Genomic DNA, 23,627 nt, shown 5'->3' with positions numbered 1-23,627 from the left:
AAAACAATTAAAAAAGGCCATTTTTTATAAATGGTCTTTTTTTTATGCTCGATGTGTTTAGAAAATTCCTCCAAAATTATTAAATTGGTAATCGATTACAATTTTGTAATTAACTAATATAAAAACAATTACAACATGAGAAAAAAATTACTTTTTTTGAGTTTACCATTTCTACTTTTTATTGTTTTTGCACAAGCGCAAGATCATGTATGGGATTTTGGTAATGATGTAGCTAACTTTCCTGTGGGACCAGCATTTTCGGATACGCAGGTAATTGACGGGCTAACTTTGGTTGCTGGTGGTTCTAGTTTTGGTACAGTTGAACCAAATTCAGGTACTTGGCCAGATGGTTATAGTTCTACTAATCGTTTCAAATCAGAAGGAAACAGTTCTGTTGATGCATCGGGTTTACCAACAAGAAGATACATGGAGTTTCCTATTACAGGTCCAGTATCTGTAAAACTATGGTTTAGATTTAGTGGTTCTAGCACGCCAAGAGCCGTTGTTATTGCAGATAACACAGGAGCTGAAATTGTTCGTTTTGATTCTGTTGGAGATACTGATAGACGATATATTGAAGCTGATTATACAGGAAGCGCAAGCTCTATTTTAGTTTTTTCTGAAGGTAATGCTGTTAATTATTACAAATTAGAAGTTAGTAGTACCCTATTAAGCGTGGATGATGTCAATTTAACTTCAGAAATAGATGTAAGGTCTGTTAAGAATCAAGTGTTTGTTTCTAATGTAAGTTCAAATGTTGAAATTAATGTTTACAATATTACTGGAGCTTTAGTTAAAACATTAAAAACAGACGAGGATTTAAACTTTCAATTAGAACCTGGTATTTATGTTGCTCATACAATATCCTCAGGAAAGAGTCAAACCTTTAAGTTGGTTTCGTATTAATAGCATAGTTAATATTTAAAATATAAAGGACGCTTCTTAAGCGTTCTTTTTTTGTTCAATATAAAGTTTATAAATATTAAAATTCTTGGATTATAAATCTAAATTTTATAGGTTTGGTAATCGATTACATTAACAGGTTAATAATTCAATATGAATTCAAGAAAAGCATTTAATAAAATTGAAAAAAACAGTAGGTTTTTTTTAAGAATTTCTCAAATATCAGCTTTAGCAATATTAGTGTTGGGTCTTTCGTGTAAAGAGGCTAAAAAGGAAAATGAAGAGAATATTGTTTCAGTAACAACAAACTCAGGACCATGGTCAGATATGGAGAAAGTTGTAAATAGTGTGAAAACACCTGAATTTCCAGATAAGACTTTTTCTGTTATAGACTATGGTGCAAAAGCAGATGGAGTTACTAAAAATACTGAAGCTTTTAAGAAGGCCATACAAGCTTGTACGAATGATGGCGGAGGAAAAGTAGTAGTTCCTGAGGGAAAATATTTAACAGGTGCTATTCATTTAGAAGATAATGTGAATCTGCATTTAGAAGAAGGTGCTGAAATTTTATTTAGTACAGATCCTCAAGATTATTACCCTTTAGTTGCAACAGCTTACGAGGGTATTGAGTTGATGAATTATTCTCCGTTATTATATGCTTACAAGAAGAAAAATATAGCGGTTACAGGAAAAGGGATTTTAAACGGTCAAGCAGGTAATGATAACTGGTGGAAATGGTGTGGAAAAGATATCTACGGATGGGAAGAAGGTATGCCTCATCAAAAAGATAGCCTTAACTTACCAAGACTTATGGAAATGGGTCAAGAAGGTACACCATTAGAAGAGCGTGTTTTTGGTGATGGCCATTATTTAAGACCAACATTTTTAGAGCCTTTTGAAAGTGAAAATATCTTAATTGAAGGAGTGAAAATTGTAAATGCTCCATTTTGGATTATTCACCCATTCAAATCAAAAAACATTATAGTTGATGGAGTAACTGTAGAAAGTCATGGGCCAAACAATGATGGTTGTGATCCAGAATATTCTAAGAACGTCATAATTAAAAACTGTACTTTTAATACTGGTGATGATTGTATTGCTATAAAAGCAGGAAGAGATGCTGAAGGTAGAAGAATTGGTATTAAAACGGAGAACGTTGTGGTGCAAAATTGTAAAATGATTGATGGTCACGGTGGTGTAGTTATTGGTAGTGAGATGTCTGCTGGAGTTTCGAATGTTTATGTAGAAAATTGCGAAATGAATAGTCCTAACTTAGATAGAGCAATAAGGCTGAAAACAAATTCAAGACGTGGTGGTGTTATAGATGGCGTTTATGTTAGAAATCTTGAAGTAGGCCAAGTGAAAGAAGCAGTATTAAAACTAAACATGTTTTATGCTACTTATACAAATCAGACAGGTGAACATATTCCTGAGATTAAGAATATTTTACTTGAAAATGTGAAAGTTAAAAATGGTGGTTACTACGGTATTTTAGCAAAAGGATATGAAGAGTCACCAGTGACTAATGTTACATTGAAAAATGTCAACATAGAAAAGGTAGATGAAGCATTTTCATTAGAAAACGTATCAAATTTAAAGCTTATAGATACTTACATTAACGGTTCGTTAATGCAAAGTCCACCACAATCCCAAAAATAATTCCATTAACCCTAACAATTAATAGCAGGAATTGTTTTACATAAGCCTGATATATTATCAGGCTTATTTCAATAAATTAATAATTTAGAAAAGTGTATAGTTTTTCAAAGTTTTATGTCTTCTTTTTTTTGATGTTCTCATCAACGCTTTTCGCTTTTCAAACCATTCAAAAAGACACCTCTTACACTGTAAATAGTTCTTATAAAAAGTATAAAAAGAACTTTCCAAACATAGAAATTCCAAAGCCTCAACATTATGAAAATGTAAAAGAAATTAGTGATGAGGTTTACAAGCAAATAGGTGAAAGAAAACTTCATTTAGATGCTTTTGTCAATACAGATTCATTGTTAAAGCCTGCTGTAATTATGGTTCATGGTGGTGGTTGGAAATCTGGCGATAAATCACATATGAAACCAATGGCGCAATGTATTGCTTCAAAAGGTTATGCTTGCTTTGCTTTAGAATATAGATTATCTGATGAAGCCCAATATCCTGATGGTATTTATGATATTAAAGAAGCCATTCAATACATAAAATCTAATGCGCAAAGGTTTCATATAGATACTACAAAGGTTACCATTTTAGGAACGTCTTCAGGTGCTCAAATGGCAACACTAGTTGGCACAACAAATAACAATCCAAACTTTGAAGAAAGTACAAGTTATAATACTTCAACTTCAGTTCAAGCTATTGTAAACTTAGATGGAGTCATAGCTTTTGTTCACCCAAAATCTAGTGAAGGCAAAATGGCCGCTTGGTGGTTAGGCGGAACGTCAAAAGAAAAACCTAATGTTTGGAAAGAGGCATCTGCATTAACACATGTTGATGAGAATACACCTCCAACTTTGTTTATTAGTAGTCAGTATGAACGCTTTCAAGCAGGACGAGAAGAAATGATTGAAATCATGGACAAGCATAACATTTATTCTCAGGTAGAGAATTTTCCAGATAGTCCTCATACATTTTGGTTATTTAACCCGTGGTTTACAGAAACCGTAAATTATATCACTATATTTTTAGATAAAACATTCAAAAAAGGATCATAAATGAAAACATCAAAATTAATAGCAGCTTTATTATGTGCGAGTACCATTGTGGCTTGTAAATCCGAAAAGAAAGAGAATGCAAAACCAGAGGTTAAGCAAGAAGAAAAAGCCCAAGAAACTCAAAAGACATACGCTGAAATTTCAGTAGCTCAAGGAGGTGAGTGGAAAGATGGTCCAAGAGGTCACATGGAATATAGTGGTGGTACTTCATTTAAAAATGTTTCTTCTGTAAAAGTGCCAGAAAATCATACAGATCATTCTTGGTTCTTACGTTATGAAGGACCCGGTTGGGAAAGCAACAAAGTCGGTTATAGACTGTATTTAGACTGGAGAAATGCTATTGATATTTTTGGAAAGAAGACAGATACTATGGTGCTTTCTGAAGTTGGACAAGATGGATTTGATTCTTACCACGAACCAGAAGCTTGGGGAAGTGATATACTTAAAGTTGGAAAAGGTCTAGGTATAGGGTCTATTGGAAGATTGGTAGAAGATAAAGTATTGCACTTTAGAGAAGTAGATTCTACAGTTGCTTCTGTAGATAATAATACTGAGCAATCTACTGTAAATGTTAATTACTTTGGTTGGAAAACTGGTGATGAAAAAATTGATTTAAAGTCAACTTTAAGCATTAAGCCAGACAAGCGTTATACAAAGCACACCATACAACCATCTAAAGCTGTAGAAGGTATTGTAACTGGAGTTATAGATCATGGCGTGGCTTATTTTGAAAATGAGAGTGCAAATAAAAAGTGGGCATACATTGCTACTTATGGTGAGCAAACACTTATTCCTGATGATTTAGGAATGGCAATTTTTTATGAAGTTGAAACCACTGCAGAGGTTAAAAAAGGTGAATCTGACTATTTAGTAGAATTTAAGCCAACTACCGAGCCTGTATCATTTTATTTTTTAGGTGCTTGGGAACAAGAAAAAGATGGTATTAAAAACGAAACAGATTTTGTAAAGTATTTAGACGGTCTGTTGGAAGAGTTAAACTCTAATAACACTTTATAATGAAAAAGTATATTCTTCTATTCGCATTTTTCACAGTAGCAAGTACAATTGTCGCTCAAGAAAAGACGTATACCATAGAAGAATGTGTCAATACCTTTTCTGAAGAAAAAACGGTTCCGACAAAAGTTGGCTATCAGTATTGGTTTGCCGATAAAGATTTCTTAGATGGTAGAACGATAAAAATGAGTGTTGTAGCGCCAGGTAAATCTACACATGCACCTCATAAACATAAAGAAGATGAATTCTTTTACGTTCTAGAAGGTAAGGCAAAGTTTTATTTAGACGGAAAAGAAGTTGTTGTCGAAGCAAACACAAGCTTGTATTGTCCATCTTGGAGTATGCACGGCATCAGTAATGTAGGAGATACTGAATTAAAATATTTAGTCATAAAAAAATACGAAAAAGAATAAGTTCATTGCCTTTAAAACTAAGCAAAAGATTAGGTGCTGAATCATATCATCAGAAAACTAATAAAATAAACACATGAAAAATATAGCATTATTGGCCATATTAACGCTTACTTTTTTTACGAGTTGTAAAGAAGAGAAAAAGCAACAGGAAGAAACACCTGTGGCTAAAAAAGAAATTTCAGAGGACTTAAAATGGTCAGAGCGTATGGCGCTTTCTGAAATCAAACGTTTTCCAGATCCTACACTTTTAGATTTTAGAGATAAGCCAAAATGGAGTTACACCAATGGATTGGTTTTGCAAGCAATGTCTAAAGTTTATGAAGAAACCAATAATCAAAAATTATACGATTATATCTACGATTATGCCAACAGAATGATCGAAGAAGATGGAGCTATAAAGACCTATAAAATGTCTAATTACAACTTAGATATGATAAAGTCTGGCGATGCTATTTACTATGTTTATAACAAAACGGAAGAACCTCGCTTTAAAAAAGTGATGGACACCTTACATAAGCAATTAGAAGGGCAACCAACAACATCTGAAGGTGGTTATTGGCACAAAAAAGTGTATCCATATCAAATGTGGCTAGATGGTGTGTATATGGCAGAACCGTTTCATACAAAATATGCCAAATCGTATATGGATGATGAAGAAGCTAAAAAGGTTTACGATAAAATTATGTTACAATTCGACCTAATCGAAAAGTACAGTAGAGATCCAGAAACAGGCTTGTATTATCACGGTTGGGACGAAAGTAAAGAACAAAAATGGGCAAATAAAGACACCGGATTGTCTCAAAATTTTTGGTCTCGTGGCATGGGCTGGTACGGAATGGCTTTGGTTGATGTTTTGGATTATTTACCAGAAAATTACGAAGGTAGAGCACGGCTAATTAAGTATCTCAACCAATATGCTGAGGCGATTGTGAAGTATCAAGATGAAAAAACAGGCACGTGGTACCAAGTACTAAATTTACCTGAAAGAGATGGTAATTATCTAGAGGCAACAGGTACAAGTATGTTTACATATACTTTAGCAAAAGGCGTTAATAAAGGCTATTTACCAAAGCAATATTTAGATAACGCCAACAAAGCTTTTAAAGGTATATTAGATACATTCATCACTGTTGAAGATAATGGCGTTGTCAACCTTAATAAATGTTGTGGAGTAGCAGGTTTGGGCGGAAATCCATACAGAGACGGAACTTTTGAATATTATATTGGTGAAATCATCAGGTCTAATGATCCAAAAGGTACAGGACCATTTATCATGGCTGCTTTAGAACTTAACAAGTAAACGGCTATGGCAACCATCAACACAGCTCTTTGTTCGTATGGAATGAGTGGACATGTTTTTCACGCACCTTTCATAGATGTTCATCCAGATTTTAATCTTTATGGTGTTTTTGAGCGAACAAAAAACTTAGCCGAAAAAAAGTATCCTAATATCAAGACGTTTCGGTCTTTAGAAGAGATGCTAAAAGATGAAGCTATTGATTTAATAGTCGTCAATACTCCTAATACCACACATTACGATTGTACAAAAAAAGCACTCGAAGCTGGTAAACACGTCATTGTAGAAAAACCGTTTACAGTAACCACAAAAGAGGCTGAAGAATTGATAGCCATAGCCGAAAAGCAAAACCTAAAGCTTTCAGTATATCACAACAGACGTTGGGATAGCGATTTTAAAACCGTAAAGAAAATTGTTCAACAAGGTGTACTCGGAGATATTGTTGAAGCAGAATTTCACTATGATAGATTTGACCCAGAACTGAGTTATAAAACACATAAAGAAACTCCAACCGAAGGAGTAGGGAGTTTATATGATTTAGGTTCTCATCTCATAGACCAAGCATTGCAATTGTTTGGTATGCCAAATAGTGTTTTTGCAACCTTAGATTCTTTTAGAAAAGAGTCTAAAGTAGGAGATTATTTTGATGTGAAACTTTACTATGATTCGCATTTTGTAACTCTAAAATCCAGTTATTTTGTAAGAGAGCCATTGCCTGCCTATAGTATTCACGGCACAAAGGGCTCGTTTATAAAATCTAAAGCTGATATTCAGGAAACCGAACTTCAAAAAGAAATAAAACCCAATACAGCAAATTGGGGAATTGAACCTGAATCTGAAAGAGGATTGCTTCACACAATTGAAAATGATACCTCAAAAAAAGAACTCGTTGTAACTGAACAAGGCAATTATATGTCCTATTACAATGGAGTTGCTGAAGCTATAAAGAATAATAAATCATTACCTGTTACTGCAGAAGAAGCTACGCAAGTCATTACAATTATTGAAGCTGCTTTTTTAAGTAACACAGAAAAGAAAGTCATTACCTTATGAAAAATATAAGTTTAATAGCCACATTTTTTATCGTCTTCAATTGTATGGCGCAAGAAAAATTTGTGTCCGATGTTTGGGTGTCAGACAATGGTGATGGTACTTATACCAACCCAGTTTTACATTCTGATTTTTCAGATCCAGACGTTGTAAGAGCTGGTGAGGATTACTATATGACCGCTTCGTCATTTACCTGTTCGCCAGGCTTACCAATTTTGCATTCTAAAGACTTGGTGAATTGGGAATTGGTAAATTATGCTTTGCCAAAACAGATTCCGTTAGATGTGTTTGATAAACCACAACACGGTAAAGGCGTTTGGGCACCTTGTATTCGTTTTCATAAAGGAGAATTTTACATCTACTATCCAGATCCAGATTTTGGTATTTATATGACAAAAACCAAAGATCCTAAAGGCATTTGGTCAGAACCTGTTTTGGTTAAAGGAGGCGAAGGACTAATTGACCCAACACCACTGTGGGACGATGACGGAAAAGTCTATTTAGCTTATGCTTTTGCAGGAAGTCGTGCAGGCATAAAGAGTTTACTTGTTGTCTGTAGTATGAATGCTGAAGGCACTAAAACTAATGATGATGAGGTAAAAATCATTGATGGTCATGAAGGTGAAGATACCATTGAAGGACCTAAGTTTTACAAACGAAATGGTTACTACTACATTTTTGCACCAGCTGGTGGAGTGCCAACAGGTTGGCAGACTATTTTAAGGTCTAAATCAGTGTTTGGACCTTACGAAAAAAAGAAGGTTTTACATCAAGGCAATACTGAAATCAATGGGCCACATCAAGGTGCTTGGGTAGATACCGTTACTGGCGAAGATTGGTTTCTTCATTTTCAAGATAAAGATGCGTATGGTCGTATAGTTCATATGCAACCAATGTCTTGGAAAAATGATTGGCCAGTTATGGGTATAGACCAAAATAATGATGGTATTGGCGAACCTGTAACCACACATAAAAAACCGAATGTAGGTAAGACATATCCTATAGCTACACCACCAGATACTGATGAGTTTAACGAAGCTAAAAGAGGTTTGCAGTGGCAATGGCACGCTAACCCACAAGTGTATTATGGTTTTCCAACCAGTATGGGACATTATACAATGTATTGTAGACCACGACCAGAAGGTTCTAGTAACCTACACGATGTACCAAATTTGTTATTGCAAAAATTTCCAGCAGAATCGTTTACGGCAACAACCAAATTGACGTTTAATGCTAGGCACGATAATGAGCAAGTTGGCTTTTTAATTATGGGATTGAGCTATAGTTATATCAAATTCTCACAAGAAAATGGACAGTTGTACTTATCACAGGTAACTTGTAAAGATGCACATAAAGAAGGCAAAGAAAACGAAAGTGAAAAAATCAAAGTTGATAGCAATACGATTTACCTTCAAATTAAAGTAGATAAAGGTGGAGTGTGTAATTTTTATTACAGCACAAATAACAAAAGATTCAAGCCTATTGGTGATACATTCAAAGCGAGAGAAGGCAGATGGATTGGTGCAAAAATAGGCTGCTTAGCATTAAGAGAAGGAGTTATTAATGATGCTGGAAGTTTAGATATCGACTGGATTAGATTTAAGAAATAATGAATATTATCAAGTCAGTAAAATACCATCTATCGTTATTATTTCTAGGGCTGATGTTCTTTCAAAGTTGTTCAGAAGAGAACAAAAGAAAACTTCCCTTTGATGTTAAAAAAGACTTATTCGACACGCTACAGCCTAATGATTTAGGTTTAAAAGTTCCAAAAGGCATCGAAGCATATACCATTTTTAAACCTACAGATAGTACAGATCATTTTAGTAATGGAGCAGTAATGACAGCCTTTAAAGGAGTGTTGTATTGCCAGTGGCAAAGCTCTGCCGAAGGCGAAGATTCTGATGATACCTGGCTGGCTTACAGCAGTAGCAAGGATGGAAAAACTTGGAGTAAACCGATGGCTTTAGCAGCATCAATTGAGGATGGTTATTGTACTTCAGGTGGTTGGTGGACCTACAAAGATTCATTAATTGCCTATATCAATGTTTGGCCATCAAAAGTGTCGCCAGAAGGCGGCTATACGTATTACAAAACAAGTGCAGATGGTGTTAACTGGTCAGAAAAGAAACCTGTTTTAATGGCAGATAATTCTCCAATAAATGCGGTATTTGAACAAGATCCACATCAACTCGCTAATGGTCGTATCATTAATGCAGCACATTTTCAACCTGGCTTAATGGTATCACCAGTTTATACAGATGATCCAAAAGGAGTCAGTGGTTGGACGAGAGCAAGTTTCACAAATAATTCTGCTAAAAATAATGTCTCCCAAGAAATAGAACCAAGTAGTTTTGTGAAAAGAGATAGTACCTTGGTTATGGTATTTAGGGATCAGTTTAGTTCGTTTCAAACTTTAGCTTCAATAAGTAAAGATAACGGTGAAAGTTGGACAACACCTGTAGAAACAACAATGCCAGACTCTAGATCTAAACAAAGTGCAGGTAATTTTCCAAACGGAACAGCATACATTATCAACAATCCTGTACAGACCAAATCACGAATGCCATTGGCGATAACGCTTAGCAACGATGGTAACTTGTTTACTAATGCTTTTGTGCTTCGTAAAAGTGATGACCTTAAACCCTTACAATATGAAGGGAAGTATAAGCGCTTAGGCTACCATTACCCAAAGTCGTTTATTTTCAATAATAATTTGTATGTGTCTTATACAACTAGCAAGGAAAACGTAGAGTATACTAAAGTTCCGTTGAGTAGCCTAAAAACCACTAATCCTTAAAATGATTAATTATGAAATTTCCCCCTAATTATAAATTCATATTTTTTTTAATCGGACTTTGTATTTTTACAGATTTATCGGCTCAAGTTCACGATAAATCTTGGCGAAATATTATACATACAAAAGATGATGTTTGGTATCAATCTGATGAAGCTAAGCAAATTGCAGAAAACGTATTGTTGTACCAACGCAATATTGGTGGATGGCCAAAAAATGTACAAATGCACTTGCCATTGTCTCAAGATGAAAAAGAAGAATTGTTGAAGCAAAAACAAACCAATGAAGAGACAACAACAGATAATGGAGCTACGATTCAAGAAATGCTGTTTCTTTCAAAAATATATGCTCAAACAAAAGATGAAAGGTATAGAAAAGCCTTTTTAAAAGGTTTGGATTATATATTGGAAGCGCAATACGATAATGGAGGTTGGCCTCAGTTCTACCCTTTAAAAGAAGGTTATTATTCGCGCATTACCTATAATGATAATTCGATGGTGAACATTATGAACATGCTTCATCAATTCAAAAAAAACACCGATTATTATTCTATAAAGCTTCCAAAAGAACAGTTAGAGCGTGTAAATGACGCTTTTAGAATAGGAGTAGACTGTATCTTAAAAACTCAATACAAACAAAACGGTGTTTTAACAGCTTGGTGTGCGCAACATGACGAGAAAACTTTAGAACCTGCAAAGGCTAGAGCCTATGAATTACCATCTTTAAGTGGTGCAGAATCGGCTCATATTGTTATGTTATTGATGTCAATAGAGAATCCATCAAAAGAAATTATCAACGCTGTAAATAGCGCAGTAGCTTGGTTCGAAAAAGTGAAGATTACAGGATTACGCAAAGACAGAGTGTACAACGATGTTGGCAAGATTGTAAATAAGCGAATGATTCCTGATGAAAAAGCACCTGCGATTTGGGCACGTTTCATGACACTCGAAGACAACACACCATTTTTTTGTGATAGAGATGGTATTAAGAAATATTCGTTAGCAGAAATAGGTGAGGAACGTAGAAACGGTTACGCTTGGTATGGCAACCATCCTCAAATGGTTTTAGATGCTTATCCAGATTGGAAAAAGAAATACGATTTATCACAGAAAGATTCGCCTTCAAACCCATTTAAAATTGTGGTAGCAAAAGATGGTAGTGGTGACTATACGTCTATTGTTGAAGCGATAAAAAACACCAAGGCTTTTCCTTATGATAGAATCACTATTTTTATTAAGAATGGAGTTTATAAGGAAAAAGTAAAAATCCACGAGTGGAACCAAAATTTATCTTTGGTTGGAGAAAGTAAAGAGAATACTATTATAACCTACGATGACTATTTTAATAAACTAGGATTGGGTAGAAATAGTACATTTTACACCTACACATTATTGGTTGAAGCTAATAATGTGGTGCTAAAAAATCTCACTATTGAAAACTCTTCAGGTGAAGTTGGACAAGCCGTTGCATTGTCTGTGTTTTCAGATGAAGTTGCCATAATTAATTGTAATTTGTTAGGCAATCAAGACACTTTGTATGCTTCAGGAAAAGGGAAGCAATATTACAAAGATTGTTATATTGAAGGAACAACCGATTTTATCTTCGGAAGCGCTACAGCCTTTTTTGAAAATTGTCAAATCCATAGTAAAAAGAACTCTTACATCACAGCAGCATCAACACCAAAGGATTCGTTATTTGGTTATGTGTTTAAAGACTGTAAAATTACCGCAGATGATGATGTAGATGAAGTCTATTTAGGAAGGCCTTGGCGCGTGTATGCGCAAACTGTTTTTATAAATTGTGACTTAGGAAATCATATCCTGCCAATAGGTTGGCACAATTGGTCCAAGCCAGAAGCTGAAAAAACTGCGTTTTATGGTGAATATAAAAACTATGGAGAAGGCTATAAACCATCAGAACGTGACGGATGGTCGCATCAATTAAAAAAACGACAAGCAAAAAAATATACATTGAAAAATGTATTAGGTGAATACAAAAAGAAATCAAAAAAAGAATGGTATGAAGCATTATAGAATAATTCTGATTTTAGTAATTGTTCTGTTTCAATCTTGTGATAAAAAAGTAGAACAGAAAGAAGAGGAAGAGACTGTAAAAACTATTGAAAACGTTTTAATTTATACCATAGGAGATTCAACCATGGCAGACAAGCCAAATCCTGATGAAAATCCAGAGCGTGGTTGGTGCCAATTATTACCAGAATTTTTAAATGATTATGCTACGGTTTATAACCATGCTGTTAATGGTAGAAGTACAAGAAGTTTCATCACTGAAGGTCGCTGGGATTCTGTGCAAAAACAACTGAAAAAAGGAGATTATGTCTTTATTCAGTTCGGACACAACGACCAAAAAGAGAACTCTCCAAAACGTTACACCAATCCACATACGGCTTACAGAAACAATCTTACAAAGTTTGTTAAAGAAGCTAGAGCAAAAGAAGCTATTCCTGTACTATTTACGTCTATTGTAAGACGAAATTTTAATACAGACTCTACTTTGATAGATACGCATGGAGTATATCCTTTGGAAGCGCGTTTGGTGGCTCAAGAGCAAGATGTACCACTTATAGATTTACAATATTTAACCGAAAAACTAGAAGAATCTTATGGAGTTGAAGCGTCTAAAAAGTTACATCTTCATTACGCTCCAAATGAAATACCATATTATCCTGAAGGGAAAGAAGATGATACACATTTATCGGTTTTAGGTGCAACAGAAGTGGCTAAGTTAGCAGTGAACGAGTTAAAAGAAAAGGTAGAAGGTTTTAATAGTTACATTAAAAAATAATGAGAATAGAGAGTAAATTAAAGCAGTATTCACTTTTGCTATGTAGTTTTCTTTTTGTGACTTGCTTTGCACAAGAGGAAAAAGTTATTCAGCTTTGGCAAGATACTATTCCAAATGCTATTGAAAATCCAGATTATGAAGAGATTCAAACCTTTAAAGATTCAATGCTGTGGAGTACAGAAAAAGTTAAACAACCCACATTAACCATTTTTTCACCAGAAAAACCAAACGGAACAGCAGTAGTTATCTGTCCTGGAGGTGGCTATCACCATTTGGCTATAAATAAAGAAGGTTATAAAATTGCTGAATGGCTAAATACATTAGGAATTACAGCGTTTGTACTAAAATATAGAATGCCTAATGATAGCATATCAACAAATAAAACCATTGCGCCACTTCAAGATGCGCAACGTGCTATGCGCTATGTGAGGCAAAATGCCAAACACTGGAATTTAAATAAAAGTAAAATAGGAGTTCTTGGGTTTTCTGCTGGAGGACATTTAGCATCAACCTTATCTACGCATTATAATGATGCTGTTTACAATGCGGAATATGAAGTCAGTGCAAGACCAGATTTTTCAATATTGGTGTATCCTGTAATTTCGATGAAAGATGGTGTAACACATCAAGGTTCTAAAACGAATTTGTTGGGCGAAACTCCATCAAACGAAACTGTTGAATTCTACTCTAACGAAACACAAATTACTTCAGAAACACCAAAAACCATTTTAATTCACGCTACAGATGACAAGTCAGTTCCTGTAGAAAATAGTCTTCAATATTATTTAGCCTTAAAAGAAAACAAGGTGCCAGCCGAACTTCATATTTATGAAAAAGGCGGACACGGTTTTGGTTTGGGACGAGGTTTTACAAGTGATGATTGGTCAAAAGCTTGTGAGACTTGGCTTGCTAAAAATGATTTGTAACAGTTAAATTATTTCAAATAATACCACTTTTTGAAATCCCAAGACTAAGACCTCTAAGTTCAGCAAGACCTTTTAAGCGGCCAATAGCAGTATAACCAGCATACAAATAATTATGTTTTAAATCATCAAGCATTTGGTGACCATGGTCTGGTCGCATAGGTAGTGAAATGTTGCGTTCCTTTTCAATTTTTAAAACTGCTTTTACAATCTCAAACATATCTGAAGAACCCTCAAGGTGATGGTCTTCGTAAAAACTACCATCGTCTTCTCGTTTCACATTTCTAAGATGAAGAAAATGAATTTTATCTTTGAATTTCTCTATCATCTTAGGCAAATCATTGTTTTCATTCGCCCCCAAAGAACCTGTACAAAATGTAATACCGTTTGAAGGACTATCAATAAAATTAACCAAATCTTCCAAGTCACGTTCTGAAGTGATGATACGTGGCAATCCCATAATATCAAATGGTGGATCGTCTGGATGAATAGCCATCTTCACACCCAATTCTTCCGCAAGCGGAATAATTTCATTCAGAAAATAGGACAAATTAGATTTTAAATCGGAATGCGATAGGTCTTTATATTGCGCTATCATCTTCTTGAATGTCGGAATATCAAGGTCGTCAACTGTGCCAGGTAACCCTTTTAAAATACCATCTTTTAAACGTTGTGTTTCAGTTTTAGACATGGCTTCAAAGCGATCTTTAGCTTTAGCTAAAATAGCTTTATCATAATCTTTTTCAACATCACTGCGTTTCATTATGAAGGCTTCAAAAACAGCCATTTCAACCTTATCGAATCGTAATGCTGTGCTACCATCTCTGAGTTCCCAAAAAAGATGTGTACGTGTCCAATCTAAAACAGGCATAAAGTTGTAGCACACATTTTTCACACCACATTTAGCGACATTAATGAGGCTCTGTTTGTAGTTTTCTATACGTTTTGCATAGTCGCCTTGACGCAGTTTTATGTTTTCATGAATAGGAATACTTTCAATAAAGGACCATTCTAATCCTGCATTGAGAATTTCATTTTTTATAGCTTGAATGTCTTCAATAGGCCAAATTTCACCATTTGGAATATGGTGCAGTGCAGTAACTACACCAGTTGCACCAGATTGTCTAATATCCGAAAGGGTTACAGCATCAGATTTGCCAAACCATCTAAAAGTTTCTGTCATTTCTTAATTTTTAAACACCACTAAAGGCTCCAAATCCACCATCAACGTGGATAACAGTTCCTGTCATAAATTTTGAAGCATTACTAGCTAAAAGTTGTACAGCACCATTAAGTTCTTCGGAGTTTCCAAAGCGTTTCATTGGTGTGCTTTTTATAATGGTTTCGCCACGATCTGTTAAAGAACCATCTTCATTGGTTAATAATTTTCGGTTTTGATCCGCAAGAAAAAATCCAGGAGCAATAGCATTGACTCTAATTTTATCGCCAAATTTATGAGCCATATCTACAGCCATCCAACGTGTAAAGTTTTCCATAGCAGCCTTTGAAGCCGAGTAGCCAACAACACGTGTTAATGCTTGTGCTACAGCAACCGAAGAAACGTTAATTATAGAACCTCCATTTTGTTTGGTCATTTGTTTTCCAAAGACCAACGACGGAATTACGGTTCCCATTAAATTTAAGTCTGTTACTTTTTGAAAGTCGTCTAATGAGATATCAAATAATGATTGAGAAGGAGATAAAGTCGCGCCAGGCATATTTCCACCTGCTGCATTAATGAGCACATCAATTTTTTGCCACTTTTCTAGAAGTTGAGTTTTAACATTTTCTAGGTTTTCTTTATCTAATACATCAGCTTTAATACCCATGGTATTGGTTGCAGAAAGTTGCGCTGCAAAATCTTTAGCTTTGACCTCATTTCTACCAAGTATAGCCACTTTAGCTCCAGATTCAACCAAATGCTTTGCCATACTAGAGCCTAATACGCCATAACCACCTGTAATGATGATGACTTTATCTTTTATATCTAAAATACTCATTCTATTTTTTTGCGAAACTAAAGATTAAAAAATAATAACATCTTAAAGTTTACTCAAAATTTGAAGATTGAGGTCTTAATTTTAGTATTGATTTATGAAGAAATTTGGATTAAATAAAAAAGCCTTTCAATATTGAAAGGCTTTTTGTTTTCTCTATTTGAGTTTCTATTTTTTGAGAATTCTTGTTGTCATATTCAACTCTGGAATTCTAAGAATATAAACACCAGATGATAGTTGAGATAAATCATTTATTGATGTTGTACCATTGGTCAACAATCTTACATCTGAATAAACTTCAGAACCTAAAATATTAATGATTTTAATAGTGATATCCATAGATTGATTTAAATCTGTAGAAATATTAATTTCATTATTAAAAGGTAATGGATATAGCTTAGTATTTAGACTAGAAAGATCATGATCATTGATACCTAAAGTTGGTCCTTGATTTCCTGGTGAGCCAATAGCAGGCTGCATAGCATCATTTAAAGCTGATGTTTCTCCTGCATTATTAGCGTTACCAACAACACTAAAAGCCATTAAATCTACATCATAAGATTGACCTCCATTTGCATTAGCATCAGGATATGTTTCGAAATCAGCTAGAACTCCTGTTGTAATTGGGTCTCCAATCCAAAGCGTAACACCATCTCCACCTTGCCCTAATCCAGCACCAGCATAAGTTCCTATTTGTATACCAGATAAATTATAAGAAGGTGCCCAAACCGATAAGAATTCAGATGAATCAACATCGTCAACAACAACTACCACTTCTCCAGGTTGTACAGATGTTATTCCACTTATAATGGCCGCAGAGGCAGGATCCTGAGATTCATCATCGTAATAAAGTTCACCAGAAGCAGGTGTCCAAGCTATGGTTCCTGTATTAGTAATTTCAAACCAATCAGCTGTTAAATTAGATCCTGGCTCGTTACCAGCCCAAATTTCTGTAATTTGAAGATTAGCCATTGGAGGTAGAACAATTTCGTTTGCCGCTCCAGGTGTGTTTAATGCTTCTCCAACTTCAGGTGTTCCAGGGTTTAGTGCAGGTAATCCAGCTCCATCATAATCGTTTCTTACCCAATCAGAAGTAGTGTCTGTATCTGTACCGTTAGGAATTCTAGAAGCTCCACCAGGTTGATTAGCATCTCCATCGTAGTTAGGTGCTAAATCAACTAAAGAATACACAAAATCCGAAGCTCCACCATCTGAAGTGGCAACGTCATCTACAATTCTTGTCCAAGGTGCGTTATCTATAATACCATCGTCATTAGTATCTATATCATCACCTACAGCACCTGTAAAGCCTTCAACTAATAAAAGCGTAATTGTACCATTCTCCATATCTTCATAATCTAGCCAATAGCCATTACTATCTGTTGTTCCTAAGTTAATTGCAGCATCGATAAAGCCTGTAGTAGAACCACTATCACCTTCAATTTCTAAAAGTGTAAAGTTTGAATAATCAGTATTAGCATCACCTAGTATTTCAATAAAAGTATCTGTGTCAGTTCCTGTATGGTCTGCTACAAATTCATTGATTAGTGGGTCTGAAGTTGTTGGTACAACTACACTTCCAAGCGTTACAATATCAGTTCTAAATTTCTTCCATTCTCTACGTTGGTCTTTATTTTCATTACCATCGTTATAGATAATTGTTGCTCCTAAATCTGACATTAGTTGAATCTGAAGTGCGTCACCAGCACTTCCCATGAATGCTGTAGAAGGTATTTCTACAATGCCTTCAAAAGCACCATCAGTATTTAATGCCCATAAATCTACAGAACGCAATTCTGGGTTATCAGTTGAGTTGCCTGACCATGTGTATAGCGCAAAATCGGTAGCTGTTCCATTTGGTCCAGCAAGTAATATACAGCCGTTACTGTTACACTCCATACTTCTAAGTGTTCTACCGTCTAAATCTAAATATATTGGTGCGTCAAAAGAAGCACTTCCTGTGGTAGAACCTGGAAGAGAAGTGAAGTTTGTAACAGGAATTATTACAGCATCGTCACCAATATCTGGTACTCTAAATCCAAGGTAAGCTGTTGTGCTATTTGGTGCAAAAGCTAAAGCTTCGATTTCAATATTTGAAGGTAAGCCAAAACCACCATTTAAAAGATCATCTCTAAGTCCTGTGTATTTATCTCCATAAGTTAGTGTAGAGGCATCAGAAGAACCTGAAATTGTAGTTGAAAACATAACAGATCTGTCAGCAGTAGCGGTAGATCCAATCCAGAAAAGGGTGTTTCCTGTTCTGATTGAACCCTCTATATCTATTTCTTCAGTAGAGCCTAAATCTCCATTAAAGTTTATTTCAGTTAAAGGCAATCCAGAATTGTTTCTATCATAAAGTCTTAAGGTTTGATCTTCATCATCACCAACCCACATATAATCTGAATCTACAGGAATAGCTGTAGAACCATCCGAAGCACCTGTGTGAAAGCGACTAGTAGAAGGATTTACAGAAGCTTCTGAAGCAGCATAATTGATAGTGTAAGTATCTGTATTTGTATCAGCATCTTCAACTGTAATTGTTATTGTTGAAAAACCAAGAGCAATAGGAGTAATCGTTAGTAAGCGATCTCCACCAGTACCTGTAAGCACTAAATTTGAATTTGGAACTACAGTTTCGTCACTACTAGAAACAGTTACAACTAAATTAGATAAAGCAGTTTCAGCATCAGAAATAGTGAATGGAATTCCTGTAATGCTCGCAGGATCTGTAGGATCATTTACAACACCACTTACTGAACTTGGGCCTTGCTCTGAAAGAGAAAGGTAGGTAGATAAGCTAGTGATGTCTACAATAATATCTGGAGCTCCAGGTGTACTTACTGTTGGTCCTTGGTTTCCAGGAGAGCCTACAGCTGGTGTATCTGATAAATCACCGCCTAAAATTGTAGTTGCAGTAGCAATATTTGTCCCAGGAGCAACTGAACCTGAGCCAGTGACACTAAAAGCAGCATTTACAATATCATAAGACTTACCATCATCACTTGCAGTGTCAGGATAAGATCCAGAATCCAATAATAATCCTGAAGCTTGAGGATTACCTAACCAAAGCGTTACAGTATCGCCGCCACCGCCAAGACCAGCACCATCTGTGTAGCCTATTTCAATATTACTTAAATTATAATCTGGTGACCAAACCGTATAAAATTCTGTAGCATCAGAACTATCTCCGATCATCACAATAGCACTTTCGCCTGGTTGTAATTCAGTAATGCCTTCAATTAAGGTAGCATCGGAAGGACTAGCAGATTCATCATCATACCAAAGTTCAGGTGAAGTACTAGCTACCCAAGCTTGAGTTCCTGCATTGTAGATTTCAAACCAATCACCAGTTAAATCTGTTCCGGCTTGTCCTGACCAAATTTCAGTAACTTGAATATCTATAGGGAGTACTAAAGGGCCTTGATTACCTGGTGAGGCAATCGCAGGTTGATTTTGATCATTTAATGTTGAAGTAGCAGCAGCGTTACTTGCGTTTAAAACTGTACTAAAAGCAGCTAACTCTACATCATAAGATTGACCACCGTTTAGAGCTGTATCAGGATAACTTTCAAAATCAGAAAGTACTCCAGTTGTATTAGGATCACCAATCCAAAGTGTAACAGCATCTCCGCCACCGCCAAGGCCAGAACCATCGGTGTAGCCAATTTCAATACCAGACAAGTTGTAGTCAGCAGACCAAAGTGTGTTGAACTCTGTTATATCAGTAGCTTCACCAATTATAATAATAACTCTTTCGCCTGGTTGAATATCTGTGATTCCATTTATGATGTCAGCAGCAGTAGGGTCCTGCGAATCGTCATCGTAATATAAAGCTTCATCAACTCCAGAAACCCAGGCAGCAGAACCGTTATTTACAATTTCAAACCAATCTGATGATAGGTTATCTCCAGGATCATTACCTGGCCACATTTCAGTAATGTGTAAATCAGCAACAGGTGCTAAAGGTCCTTGGTTTCCTGGTGAAGCAATAGCAGGTTGATTTTCATCATTTAGAGCAAAAGTAGCTCCTGCATTGTTTGTATTTCCTACGGTGCTAAAAGCAGCTAACTCTACATCATAAGATTGTCCTCCTGTAGCACTAGCGTCAGGGTAGGTTTCAAAGTCAGAAAGTGTTCCTGTTGTATTAGGATCTCCAATCCAAAGTGTAACACCATCACCTCCTTGACCTAGACCAGAACCATCTGTAAAGCCAATTTCGATGTTGGTAAGATCATAAGCAGGTGACCAAATCGTATTAAATTGATCAACATCTGTCAAATCGCCAACTATAATGATAACTCGCTCATTAGGTTGGATGTCTACTATGCCATTTATAATATCAGCAGCTGACGGATCTTGTGAGTCATCATCATAATATAAATCTCCGTCAGTACCAGAAATCCATGCAGTAGTTCCTGTATTAGTAATTTCAAACCAATCCGAAGTTAAATTGGTACCAGGGTCGTTTCCTGGCCATATTTCTGTGATTTCAAGATTAGCCTGTGAAAACGCTAATAAATTTGTTAGTAATAGGGCAATTAAAGAGGTAATTTTTTTATACATAATTCCATTTTTGGTTGAAGCGTGAAATTATTATCTGAACATTACCCCTTGAACAACTACAAATTAAATCATGGTTAATTATAAAAAGACTAGGTTTACAAATTGTTAAGCTATCATTTTTAGTATAACATATAGAAGAAAACAGGATATACTCTAATACCTTCTATTTTAATTATATTAGTACCATAGCAAATAAATCTTTTCTAAGTTTATTGGTTTCGTTTTTTTGAATTCAATATTTATAATATATAAACAAAAGAATATGTTTAAACAGTTTATTCTTTCATGCTTTTTTATACTAACGAGTTTTGGTTTTTCTCAAGAACTACCTCCTATAGATGTGTTTACACCTCAAGATTATGGAGCTGAGGACCAGAATTGGGCGATTTCTCAAGCTTCAACGAGTGAGATGTATTTTGCTAACAATAAGGGCTTGCTGGAATATAATGGTGAACGATGGACGCTATATCCAACGCCTAATGAATCCATTTTAAGGTCTGTAAAGGTTATTAATGAAAAAATCTATACAGGATTTTATATGGATTTTGGCTTCTGGAAAAGAGATGAATACGGAAAGTTAAACTATACATCTCTTGTTTCTAAATTGAATATAGACTTGATAGAAGATGAACAATTTTGGAATATTGTGTCCTTAGACGGTTATATTCTTTTTCAGTCTTTGAATAGAATATACATATTAAATACTCAAGACAATTCATATTCTTTAATTGAATCTCAAACCACCTTAATTAAGGTTTATAAACTTGATGATCTTATATATTTTCAAAAGTTTAATGAAGGTATTTATGTCATAGAAAACGGAAAGGAAAAGCTTATCATAGGCTCAGGTTTAATCAAAGATAAAGTCGTTACTAATATTTTTAAGCATGATAGTGGATTACTTATTCAAACAAAGGAGAATGGGTTTTATTCATATGCTGATGGTAGTTTAACCGTATGGAATCAAGAACTTAATGATATCCTTTTTCATAACAGTATATATAGCAGCTTAAAGTTAAGAAATGGTGATTATCTCCTTGGTACAGTTTCTCACGGAGTTATATTGTTAGATGAAGAAGGTATTATAAAATCACGAATAGATCAATCTAATGGATTAAGTAACAATACTGTTCTTTCCATGTTTGAAGATGCTAGAGGGAACATTTGGTTGGGATTAGACAACGGAATAAATGTTATTAATCTTAATTCACCTTTTAGAGTTTTTAATGATGATTCGGGTATTTTAGGTACGGTTTATACTTCCATTATTTCAAATAATAAGTTATACCTAGGAAGTAATCAAGGTTTGTTTTATAAAGAATTAGGTGCTGTTGGTAAATTTAATTTTATAGAAGGAACAGAAGGGCAGGTCTGGTGTTTACAAAAGTTAGATGACACCCTTTTTTGTGGTCATGACAAAGGCACATTTGTAATTGATGATATTAAGGCAAATCTTATTTCTGATGTTCAAGGAGCTTGGCAACTACAACGTATTGCATCTAATCCTAATTTATTCATTCAAGGAAATTATAATGGTTTAAACATCTTTGAAAAAGAAGGTAATCAATGGCAATTCAGGAATAAATTAGAAGGCTTTGATATTTCTTCGAGATATTTTGAGATCATAAATAATAATGAAATCTTGGTGAGTCATGAATATAAAGGAGTTTTCAGGTTGAATATAGGTGAAGGCTTTACTTCTGTAAAATCATATGAACAGGAATCAATAGAAAAGGGTGAGAAATCTAGTTTGGTTAGTTATAATGGTGATATTTTTTATAGCTATAAAGAAGGAGTCTATGCATATAATTCTGATAGTAGAAAATTTGTAAAAGACACTTCGTTAAGTAAACTGATTAATTCAGATCAATATACATCTGGAAGATTGATTAATGATGATAATTCTAATAAATTATGGTTGTTTTCTGAAAACAATTTGAACTATGCCGAACCAGAAGCACTCTCTTCAAATTACAAAGTAGCTAGTATAGCATTACCTGGCAAATTAAGAAAAACTAAGGCAGGATATGAAAATTTATTGGCTACAGATAAAAATAAATATCTTTTAGGAGCTACAAATGGCTATATAGAAATAGATTTTGATAAAATTCAAAATAATAATTATGAGGTTGAAATTCATCTTAACGAGATTCAGAATTATGCTTTAAACCAACCTGCAGAAGCATTAAGTATTGAAACACTAAATCCTTTACCTAATAAAAGTAATAACATATCCTTTAGTTATAGTGTTACCAATTTTGATAAATTTTCCAATACAAAATATAAATATAGGTTAGTTGGCTTTAATGATAATTGGAGCTCTTGGATGGATGAGTCTTCTATGTTGTATGAAAATTTGCCTTACGGTAATTATACGTTTGAAGCAAAGGCTAAAATAGGAGATAAAATCTCTGAGAATACCGTTAGTTATTCTTTTGAAATTAGTAAGCCATGGTTTTTGAAACCTTTAGCAATATTCATTTACGTTTTAATTTTATTAATGTTATTGGCTTTAGTGCATTGGTTCAACCAAAAGTATTATGAAAAGCAACATCTAAAATTACTCAAGAAAAAAGAGCGAGAACTAGAGATCAAAGAATTGGAAAATCAAAAACAATTGATGCAATTCAATAATAAAAATCTTCAGCAAGACATAGATAACAAGAATAGAGAGTTAGGAATGTCAACCATGAACCTAATAAATAAGAATGAACTTCTTAATGAAATAAAGAAAGAGCTTAGTAAAGCTAAGAAACTAGAAGATTTAAAATCTGTAATTAAGCTTATCAATAAAAATTTAAATACTACTGACGATTGGAAACTGTTTGAAGAAGCGTTTAATAATGCCGATAAAGACTTCTTGAAAAATCTAAAGCAGAAGCATCCAGAGTTAACTTCAAATGATCTTAGGCTTTGTACATATCTTCGCCTTAATTTATCTTCCAAGGAGATTGCTCCTTTGCTTAACATTTCACCAAGAAGTGTTGAGGTAAAACGCTATCGATTAAGAAAAAAGATGAATTTACATCATGACACAAACTTAACCAACTACATCTTAAAGTTGTAAGTCCTATACAAGTCTTAAAAACACCTATACAATACCACAACATTAACTATATTTTGAAATTTACAACGTTGTAGTAACATTTTCTTAACACTA

The 23,627-nt window shown here is 34.6% G+C and carries 16 protein-coding genes; 13 read left to right on the top strand and 3 right to left on the bottom strand.

The window, feature by feature from the left end; translation table 11 throughout:
* Positions 1-135: 135 nt before the first annotated feature.
* The 12 genes from QGM60_RS02825 (at position 136) to QGM60_RS02770 (ending at position 13,910) form a co-directional block, all read left to right on the top strand.
* On the top strand, positions 136-906 hold the full coding sequence (locus QGM60_RS02825) for a T9SS type A sorting domain-containing protein (RefSeq protein ID WP_281138713.1): 771 nt from the start codon (positions 136-138) through the stop codon (positions 904-906).
* 150 nt (positions 907-1,056) lie between these two features.
* Positions 1,057-2,562: a glycoside hydrolase family 28 protein gene (locus QGM60_RS02820; RefSeq protein ID WP_281138712.1), complete on the top strand. Its 1,506-nt coding sequence runs from the start codon at positions 1,057-1,059 to the stop codon at positions 2,560-2,562.
* A 131-nt stretch (positions 2,563-2,693) separates the two neighbouring features.
* A complete protein-coding gene (locus QGM60_RS02815) occupies positions 2,694-3,608 on the top strand; it encodes an alpha/beta hydrolase (protein ID WP_281138801.1) in 915 nt (304 codons plus the stop codon).
* Complete coding sequence (locus QGM60_RS02810) at positions 3,609-4,625, top strand: DUF4861 family protein (protein WP_281138711.1); 1,017 nt, start codon at positions 3,609-3,611, stop codon at positions 4,623-4,625.
* Positions 4,625-5,035 carry a cupin domain-containing protein gene (locus QGM60_RS02805; protein ID WP_281138710.1) on the top strand — a complete coding sequence of 137 codons (411 nt, stop codon included), beginning with the start codon at positions 4,625-4,627 and terminating at the stop codon, positions 5,033-5,035. The genes QGM60_RS02810 and QGM60_RS02805 overlap by 1 nt, the downstream gene beginning before the upstream one ends.
* Positions 5,036-5,108: 73 nt before the next feature.
* On the top strand, positions 5,109-6,335 hold the full coding sequence (locus QGM60_RS02800) for a glycoside hydrolase family 88 protein (RefSeq protein WP_281138709.1): 1,227 nt from the start codon (positions 5,109-5,111) through the stop codon (positions 6,333-6,335).
* Between the two features lie 6 nt (positions 6,336-6,341).
* Complete coding sequence (locus QGM60_RS02795; RefSeq protein WP_281138708.1) at positions 6,342-7,385, top strand: Gfo/Idh/MocA family oxidoreductase; 1,044 nt, start codon at positions 6,342-6,344, stop codon at positions 7,383-7,385.
* Positions 7,382-8,992: a glycoside hydrolase 43 family protein gene (locus QGM60_RS02790; RefSeq protein WP_281138707.1), complete on the top strand. Its 1,611-nt coding sequence runs from the start codon at positions 7,382-7,384 to the stop codon at positions 8,990-8,992. Before QGM60_RS02795 ends, QGM60_RS02790 begins: the two co-directional genes overlap by 4 nt.
* Positions 8,992-10,182, top strand: coding sequence for an exo-alpha-sialidase (locus QGM60_RS02785; protein ID WP_281138706.1), 1,191 nt, complete (start codon positions 8,992-8,994; stop codon positions 10,180-10,182). The genes QGM60_RS02790 and QGM60_RS02785 overlap by 1 nt, the downstream gene beginning before the upstream one ends.
* A gap of 11 nt (positions 10,183-10,193) precedes the next feature.
* Positions 10,194-12,212, top strand: coding sequence for a pectate lyase (pelA, locus tag QGM60_RS02780; protein WP_281138705.1), 2,019 nt, complete (start codon positions 10,194-10,196; stop codon positions 12,210-12,212).
* Entirely contained in the window at positions 12,199-12,984 is a 786-nt protein-coding gene (locus tag QGM60_RS02775) for a rhamnogalacturonan acetylesterase (protein WP_281138704.1), read from the top strand. The genes pelA and QGM60_RS02775 overlap by 14 nt, the downstream gene beginning before the upstream one ends.
* Positions 12,984-13,910: an alpha/beta hydrolase gene (locus QGM60_RS02770; RefSeq protein WP_281138703.1), complete on the top strand. Its 927-nt coding sequence runs from the start codon at positions 12,984-12,986 to the stop codon at positions 13,908-13,910. The genes QGM60_RS02775 and QGM60_RS02770 overlap by 1 nt, the downstream gene beginning before the upstream one ends.
* Positions 13,911-13,923: 13 nt before the next feature.
* On the opposite strand, the gene uxuA is transcribed toward QGM60_RS02770, so the two are convergent.
* The 3 genes from uxuA to QGM60_RS02755 form a co-directional block, all read right to left on the bottom strand.
* The gene (uxuA, locus tag QGM60_RS02765; RefSeq protein ID WP_281138702.1) at positions 13,924-15,090 is read right to left on the bottom strand and encodes a mannonate dehydratase; all 1,167 of its coding nucleotides are present in this window, start codon (positions 15,088-15,090) and stop codon (positions 13,924-13,926) included.
* 10 nt (positions 15,091-15,100) lie between these two features.
* A complete protein-coding gene (locus QGM60_RS02760) occupies positions 15,101-15,907 on the bottom strand; it encodes an SDR family oxidoreductase (protein ID WP_281138701.1) in 807 nt (268 codons plus the stop codon).
* Between the two features lie 165 nt (positions 15,908-16,072).
* The gene (locus QGM60_RS02755; protein ID WP_281138700.1) at positions 16,073-20,467 is read right to left on the bottom strand and encodes a T9SS type A sorting domain-containing protein; all 4,395 of its coding nucleotides are present in this window, start codon (positions 20,465-20,467) and stop codon (positions 16,073-16,075) included.
* Positions 20,468-20,729: 262 nt separating this feature from the next.
* Here QGM60_RS02755 and QGM60_RS02750 point away from each other — a divergent pair, with 262 nt between their 5' ends.
* Positions 20,730-23,534 carry a triple tyrosine motif-containing protein gene (locus QGM60_RS02750; protein ID WP_281138699.1) on the top strand — a complete coding sequence of 935 codons (2,805 nt, stop codon included), beginning with the start codon at positions 20,730-20,732 and terminating at the stop codon, positions 23,532-23,534.
* The last annotated feature ends 93 nt before the right edge of the window (positions 23,535-23,627 follow it).

Origin of the sequence: Winogradskyella sp. SYSU M77433, assembly GCF_029911945.1 — a bacterium.
Lineage (GTDB): Bacteria > Bacteroidota > Bacteroidia > Flavobacteriales > Flavobacteriaceae > Winogradskyella.
The sequence above is the reverse complement of the archived record's forward strand: the minus strand, read 5'-3'. Positions and strand labels throughout refer to the sequence as shown.